The sequence below is a fragment of the Rhodococcus sp. P14 genome (assembly GCF_000256505.1).
In the GTDB taxonomy this organism is placed as follows: Bacteria; Actinomycetota; Actinomycetes; order Mycobacteriales; family Mycobacteriaceae; genus Rhodococcus; species Rhodococcus ruber.
Genome location: NZ_AJFC01000048.1, coordinates 1 through 6,854 on the forward strand (window position 1 = coordinate 1; position 6,854 = coordinate 6,854).

Below are 6,854 nucleotides of genomic sequence, written 5' to 3' on the forward strand. Positions count from 1 at the left end.
CGGCGGACGACGACGTCGCCCGCGGACTCCTCGCCGGCCGATCCGTCCACGGCCGGCTCTGTCTTCTGGGCGGCGCCGAGCCCGACCACCCAACCGGTGACCTGACGTGCGACGTCCTGCGCGGTCAGACCCAGCTCGCGGTGGATCTGCTCCCGCGATGCGTGATCCAGGAACCGTTGCGGCACACCGAGTTCGCGCGTGGGAACGTCCACGCCGGACGAGCGCAGTGCCGACGAGACCGCCGAACCGACGCCGCCGTGCATGCCGCCGTCCTCCACGGTGACGACGAGCCGGAAGTCCCGCGCCAGTCGGGCGAGGGCCGCCGGCACGGGCAGCACCCAGCGCGGGTCGACGACGGCGGCGGTGAGGCCGTGCTGCTCGAGTCGCTCCGCCGCGTCGAGGGCCAGGCCGGCGAACGCTCCGACCGCGACGATCAGCACGTCACCGCGGCGCCCGGACGGCATCCGCAGCACGTCGACGGTGCCGTCGATGCGCTCGACCGCGGGAATGTCGGGACCGACCGCCCCCTTCGGGAACCGGAGTACGGTCGGGCCGTCCGCGACGGCGAGCGCCTCGCCGAACTCCTCGCGCAGGGTTGCGCCGTCGCGTGGCGACGCCACCCGGATCCCCGGGATCACACCGAGCAGGGAGAAGTCCCACATGCCGTTGTGACTGGCGCCGTCGGCGCCGGTGATGCCCGCCCGGTCGAGCACGACGGTCACGGGGAGTTTCAGCAGCGCCACGTCCATCAGCAGCTGGTCGAAGGCACGGTTGAGGAACGTCGAGTACACCGCGACCACGGGGTGCATCCCGCCGAGCGCGAGGCCCGCGGCGGAGGTGACGGCGTGCTGTTCGGCGATGCCGACGTCGAACATCCGGTCGGGGTAGCGTTCGCCGAAGGCCGACAGGCCCGTGGGTCCCGGCATCGCGGCGGTGATCGCCACGACGTCCTGGCGGCGGCCGCCCTGCACGAGCAGTTCGTCGGAGAACACCAACGTCCAGTCCGGTGCCGACGCTGCCGCCGTGGCGCGGCCGGTGACCGGGTCGATGACACCGGTGGCGTGCATCTGATCGGCGACGTGGTTCTCGGCCGGTGCGTACCCGGCGCCCTTGCGGGTGACGGCGTGCACGATCACCGGCCCGCCGAACGACTTGGCCCGCCGGAAGGCCGCCTCGAGCGCGGCCTCGTCGTGCCCGTCGACCGGCCCGAGGTACTTCAGGCCGAGATCGGTGAACAGCACCTGCGGGCTGACCGCGTCCTTGATACCGACCTTCATCCCGTGCAGCACGGAGTACGCGGCCGCCCCGATCCACGGCAGCCGCTTCACGAAGCGGCGGCCGTTGTCGAGGACCCGCTCGTAGCCGGGTTGCAGCCGCAGCGCCGCGAGGTGCTCGGCGAGTCCCCCGATCGTGGGCGCGTAGGAGCGGCCGTTGTCGTTGACGACGATCACGAGCGGGCGGTCCCGTCCGGCTGCGATGTTGTTCAGCGCCTCCCAGCACATTCCGCCGGTGAGCGCGCCGTCGCCGACCACGGCGACCACGGTCCGGTCCTGCTGGTCCGACAGCTCGTAGGCCTTGGCGAGGCCGTCGGCGTAGGACAGGGCCGCCGAGGCGTGCGAGGACTCGATCCAGTCGTGCTCGCTTTCGGCGCGACAGGGATATCCCGACAGGCCGCCCTGCTTGCGCAGCGTGTCGAAGCCGTCCTTGCGGCCGGTCAGGATCTTGTGGACGTAGGCCTGATGGCCGGTGTCGAAGATGATCGGGTCGTGGGGTGAGTCGAACACCCGGTGCATTGCGATGGTCAGTTCGACGACGCCGAGGTTGGGGCCGAGGTGTCCCCCGGTCGCCGCCACCTTCTCCACCAGGAACCGCCGGATCTCCTCGGCGAGTTCCCGGATCTCGGGTTGGCTGAGCCGGCGCAGGTCCTCGGGCGACTCGATGCGGGACAGGACACCCAACTGGTATTGCTCCCTCCGGCTCGGTCCCGCACGTTTCCGCGCGGGCGGTTCCACCCAGTCTACGGAGCGTCGGGGGTGGCCGACTCGTCACGTCGCGCCGCCGGTCCGTCTCACACCGTGTCCCTCACCTCATTATGCCGGTGCTGTGATGCTGCACACCCTTCCGACGGGGCCGGTTGCGGGATCCCTCGTCGCCGGGGGTGGGCACCACCCGCGGCCACGGCGGGCCGGTCGAATCCGACAAAACCGATTGCCGCGCCCGGCACCGTGGGCAAGGCTGGAGCCATGCCCCCTGCACTGGCCATCGAGACCTCGGGCTTGATCAAACGTTTCGGCGCGGACACCGCCGTGGACGGCATCGACCTCGCCGTGCCCGCCGGCGGCGTCTACGGCGTGCTCGGCCCGAACGGCGCCGGGAAGACGACCACGATCCGGATGCTCGCGACACTGCTTGCACCGGACGGCGGCACCGCGACCGTCCTCGGGCACGACGTGCGCCTCGAACCCGAGCGGGTTCGCCGCCGGGTCTCGCTCACCGGTCAGTTCGCCTCGCTCGACGAGGATCTGACCGGTTCCGAGAACCTGGTGCTGCTCGCGCGGCTGCTGGGATTCTCCAGGGCGGGTGCCCGGTCCCGGGCCGGACAGCTGCTGGCCGCGTTCGACCTGGAAGCGGCCGCGGGCCGTCAGGTGAAGCTGTACTCCGGGGGTATGCGGCGGCGTCTCGACATCGCCGCGAGCCTCATCGTCGCACCCGAACTGATCTTCCTGGACGAGCCGACGACGGGGCTCGACCCGCGGAGCCGGAACCAGGTGTGGGAGATCGTGCGAGCCCTGGTGTCCGCCGGGACGACGGTGCTGCTGACGACGCAGTACCTCGACGAGGCGGACCAGCTCGCCGATCGGGTCGCGGTCATCGACCGGGGCCGGGTGATCGCCGAGGGCACCCCGGGCGAACTCAAGGCGTCCGTCGGGTCCGGTTCGCTGCACGTGCGGGTGGTCGATCCTGCGCGCCGGGACGATGCGGCGGCCGTGCTGGGCGCGGCGCTGGGGATGGCGGTGACGGCCGGCTCCGACCCGGCGGCGCTGACCGCGCGGGTGGACGATCCGCGGGCCGCGGCGGCGGCTCTGACCGCCCTCGACACCGCGGACATCGGGGTCACGACGTTCGCCCTCGGGCAGCCGAGCCTCGACGAGGTCTTCCTCGCCCTCACCGGTCATCCCACGGAAGTTCCCGACGAAGACGAGGAGATCGCATCGTGACCTCGACCGCCGACCGACGGGCAGGCACGCCCGCCGCCGTCGTGGACGTCCTGCACGTCGCCGGACCGCGCCCGACTCCGGCGTCCGCATTCGCCGCGTCGCTGTCGTTCGGGTGGCGGGCGCTGCTGCGGATCAAGCACGTTCCCGAGCAGCTGTTCGACGTGACCGTGTTCCCGTTGATGTTCACGCTGCTGTTCACGTTCCTGTTCGGCGGTGCGCTGGCCGGATCGACCGATGCGTACGTGCAGTTCCTCATCCCCGGGATCCTGGTCCAGACGGTGTGCACCATCACGATGTACACGGGCATGACGCTCAACCGCGACATCGAGAAGGGGGTGTTCGACCGGTTCCGGTCCATGCCGGTGTGGCGGCCCGCACCGCTCGTCGGCGCCTTGTTCGGCGATCTCGCCCGTTACACGCTGGCGTCGGTGATCGTGCTGACGCTCGGGATCGTGCTCGGGTTCCGGCCGGCGGGCGGTCCGGTCGGCGCGGCCGCGGCGGTGGCGCTCGTGCTGCTGTTCGCGTTCAGTCTCTCGTGGGTGTGGACGATGCTGGCGATGCTGCTGCGCACCGAGCAGGCGGTCATGGGTGTGTCGATGACCATCCTGTTCCCGCTCACCTTCGCGTCGAACGTGTTCGTCGATCCCGCGACGATGCCGAGCTGGCTGCAGGGCTTCGTGACGGTCAATCCCATCAGCCGCCTCGTCACAGCCGTCCGGGACCTGACGGCGGGTACGCCGGACGCCGCGCACCTCGCGATGGTGTTCGGGTGGTGCGCGGCGCTGGTGGTGCTGTTCGGCCCGGCGACGATGTGGTTGTACAACCGCCGGTCCTGATCAGCGCCCCGCCGCGGCGGGCTGCTCCTCGGTGACGATATCGATGGTCTTCCGCAGGGGACGGTTCGGGATGAACACGACCGCGGCGACGGTGACCAGCGCGATGATCGCGGCGACGAGGAACAGCAACCCGGTGGCGTCGCCGTAGGCGTGACGGATGATCTCCGCGACCGGCTCGGGCAGGGCCGCGAGGTCGAGGTTGCCGCCACCGCCGGCCGAGCCGGTGTCGATGCCGAGGGCGGCGAAGCCGTCTGCGGACAGCGTGGTCACCCGGGTGGCGAGGATCGATCCGAGCACGGACACCCCGATCGCTCCGCCGAAGGTGCGGAAGAACGCGACCGAGCTGCTCGCGGCTCCGATGTTGCGGACACTGACGGTGTTCTGCACGGCGAGCACGAGGTTCTGCATGAGCATGCCCGTGCCGAGGCCGACGATCGCGATGTACACACCGATCAGCCACATCGGGGTGGCGTGGTCGAGGAAGCCGAGCAGACCGAAGCCGACCACCTGCAGGACCGCGCCGAGCACCAGGAACGGCTTCCACCGGCCGAAGCGCGTGATGAGCTGACCGGAGACCACCGAGGCCACGAGCGAGCCGAACACCATGGGGATGGTGAGCAGGCCGGCGGCCGTCGGGCTGTAGCCGCGGGCCGTCTGGAAGTACTGGCCGAGGAAGGCGGTGGCGCCGAACATCCCGACGCCGACGGCGACCGACGCGATGATCGCGAGTGCGGTGGTGCGCTCGGTGACGATCTTCAGCGGGATGATCGGGTCGGCGACCTTGGACTCGACGACGACGGTGGCGGCGAGCAGTCCGACACCGACGCCGACGTACGCGAGGGTCTCCCACGACAGCCACCCGTAGTAGCCGGCCTTGCCCGCGAAGGACACCCAGATCAGCAGGACGCTGACACCGGCCGTCAGCAGCGTGGCGCCGAGCCAGTCGATGCTCACGTCCTGCTTGCGTTCGGTCACGATGTGCAGGGTGCGCTGCAGCAGCGCCATGGCGGCGACGGCGATCGGGATGGAGATGAAGAAGCACCAGCGCCAGCCGAGCGGGCTGTCGACGATGACGCCGCCGAGGATCGGCCCGCCCGACATGGACACGGCCATCACCGCGCCCATGTAACCGGAGTACCGGCCGCGTTCGCGGGGCGGGATGATGCTGCCGATGACCGCGACGACGAGCGCGGTGAGGCCGCCCATCCCGATGCCCTGGATCACGCGGGCGGCGAGCAGGACGGGCACGTTGGTGGCGAGGCCGGCAACGATCGAGCCTGCCACGAAGATGAGGATCGCCGTCTGGACCAGCAGCTTCTTGTTGAACAGGTCCGCGAGCTTGCCCCAGATCGGCGTCGAGGCCGCGTTGGCGAGCAGGGCGGTGGTGATGATCCACGCGAACTGGGTCTGGGATCCGTTCAGGTCCGCGATGATCGTGGGGAGCGCAACCGCCACGATGGTGCTGCTCAGCAGCGCCGTGAAGAGGGCGGCGAGCAGCCCCGCGAGAGCCTCGAGGATCTCGCGGTGCGTCATGGTGGTTTCGGCGGCGCCCGGGGCGCTCATCGAGGAGGGGGGACTGACAGCTGCGGCGCTCACAGGCAGTTCCTTCCGGTGGTGTCGTGGACGGAAAGGGTGTCGTTCAGGTGCGCGAGCGCGCCGAGGGCGGATTCGGCTTGCGCCTGGTCCCAGCCGCCGAGCAGCTCGTGCAATCGGGAGGCGCGACGGTCGCGGATCTCGCGCAGGGCTCTGTGCCCGGTCTCCGACACGCTGACGCGGTGGGCCCGCCGGTCGTCGGGGTCGCGGTGACGGTCCACCATTCCCCGTTCGACGAGTTCGCCCAGCTGCCGGCTCAACGCGGACTGGCTCATACACAGTTCCGCGGCGAGTTCGCTGGGACGGCACTCCCCCATCCGCCACAGGACGAACAGAACTCCGGTCAGGGCGTTGGGCAGCTCGTCGCCCGTCGAGTTGGCCAGGGCCGTGCGCAGCGTGCGACCGAACAGGAAGATCGCGTCGACGAGCGCGTGCGCGGTGTCGGGCTGGACGGCCACGGATCGCCTCCGAATCGATATTAATTGCTTGCAACACGCAACTATACATTTAGTTGCGTGTTGCAAGCAACCACGAAGGCGCGGGACCCTACGACGAGGGCAGCCCCGATCAGCGGGTGAACATCAGCGGGTGAACATCAGCGGGTGAACAAGGCCAGACACTCCACGTGGTGCGTCGAGGGGAACGCCGCGTAGACGCGCAGGTCGGCAAGCTCGAAGCCGTGGTCCCGGTACAGGCCGACATCGCGGCCGAAGGCCGCCGGATCGCATCCGACGTGCACGACGCGCTCCGGCCCCGCCGCCGCGACGGCCGCCACCACATCCCGCCCGGCGCCGGCCCGGGGCGGGTCGAGCACCACGACCTGCGGGGCGGGAAGCTCCGGGAGCAACTGCTCCACCCGGCCCGCATGGAACCGCACCTGTCCGAGATCCGAGAGTGCCTCGGCCCCGTCCTGCGCCGCCCGGCGGGACAGTTCCACCGCCTCGACCCGGCCGCCGGTGCCGACCTGATCGGCCAGGACGGCGGCGAACACCCCCACCCCGCCGTAGAGATCCCACGCCGTCGCGCCCGGCGACACCGCTGCCCACTCCCCCACGGTGTCCGAATAGGCCTGCGCTGCCCCGCGATGCGCCTGCCAGAAGCCGGTTGCCGCCACGTGCCATTCGCGGCCGCCGACGCGCTCGACCGCCCGCCCCGAGCCTTCGACCACCTTCTCGGCGCGGGGCGCACCGGCCGCCGCGCGGCGGGG

The 6,854-nt window shown here is 70.8% G+C and carries 6 protein-coding genes; 2 read left to right on the forward strand and 4 right to left on the reverse strand.

Annotation, left to right across the window (positions count from 1 at the left end):
- Positions 1 to 1,958: 1-deoxy-D-xylulose-5-phosphate synthase (gene dxs / locus OEY_RS0103580; protein WP_010592575.1), on the reverse strand; the 1,958-nt coding region annotated here is incomplete at its 3' end.
- A gap of 285 nt (positions 1,959 to 2,243) precedes the next feature.
- On the opposite strand from dxs, the gene OEY_RS0103585 reads away from it, so the two are divergent.
- Positions 2,244 to 3,218, forward strand: coding sequence for a daunorubicin resistance protein DrrA family ABC transporter ATP-binding protein (locus tag OEY_RS0103585; RefSeq protein ID WP_010592576.1), 975 nt, complete (start codon positions 2,244 to 2,246; stop codon positions 3,216 to 3,218).
- Complete coding sequence (locus OEY_RS0103590) at positions 3,215 to 4,054, forward strand: ABC transporter permease (protein WP_010592577.1); 840 nt, start codon at positions 3,215 to 3,217, stop codon at positions 4,052 to 4,054. The genes OEY_RS0103585 and OEY_RS0103590 overlap by 4 nt, the downstream gene beginning before the upstream one ends.
- Here the strand turns inward: OEY_RS0103590 and OEY_RS0103595 are convergent, their stop codons facing one another.
- From OEY_RS0103595 to OEY_RS0103605, 3 genes are all read right to left on the reverse strand, one after another.
- Positions 4,055 to 5,587 carry an MDR family MFS transporter gene (locus OEY_RS0103595; protein WP_010592578.1) on the reverse strand — a complete coding sequence of 511 codons (1,533 nt, stop codon included), beginning with the start codon at positions 5,585 to 5,587 and terminating at the stop codon, positions 4,055 to 4,057. It abuts the gene before it with no gap.
- Between the two features lie 59 nt (positions 5,588 to 5,646).
- On the reverse strand, positions 5,647 to 6,105 hold the full coding sequence (locus OEY_RS0103600) for a MarR family winged helix-turn-helix transcriptional regulator (protein WP_010592579.1): 459 nt from the start codon (positions 6,103 to 6,105) through the stop codon (positions 5,647 to 5,649).
- A gap of 137 nt (positions 6,106 to 6,242) precedes the next feature.
- Positions 6,243 to 6,854: (uracil-5)-methyltransferase (locus OEY_RS0103605; protein WP_010592580.1), on the reverse strand; the 612-nt coding region annotated here is incomplete at its 5' end.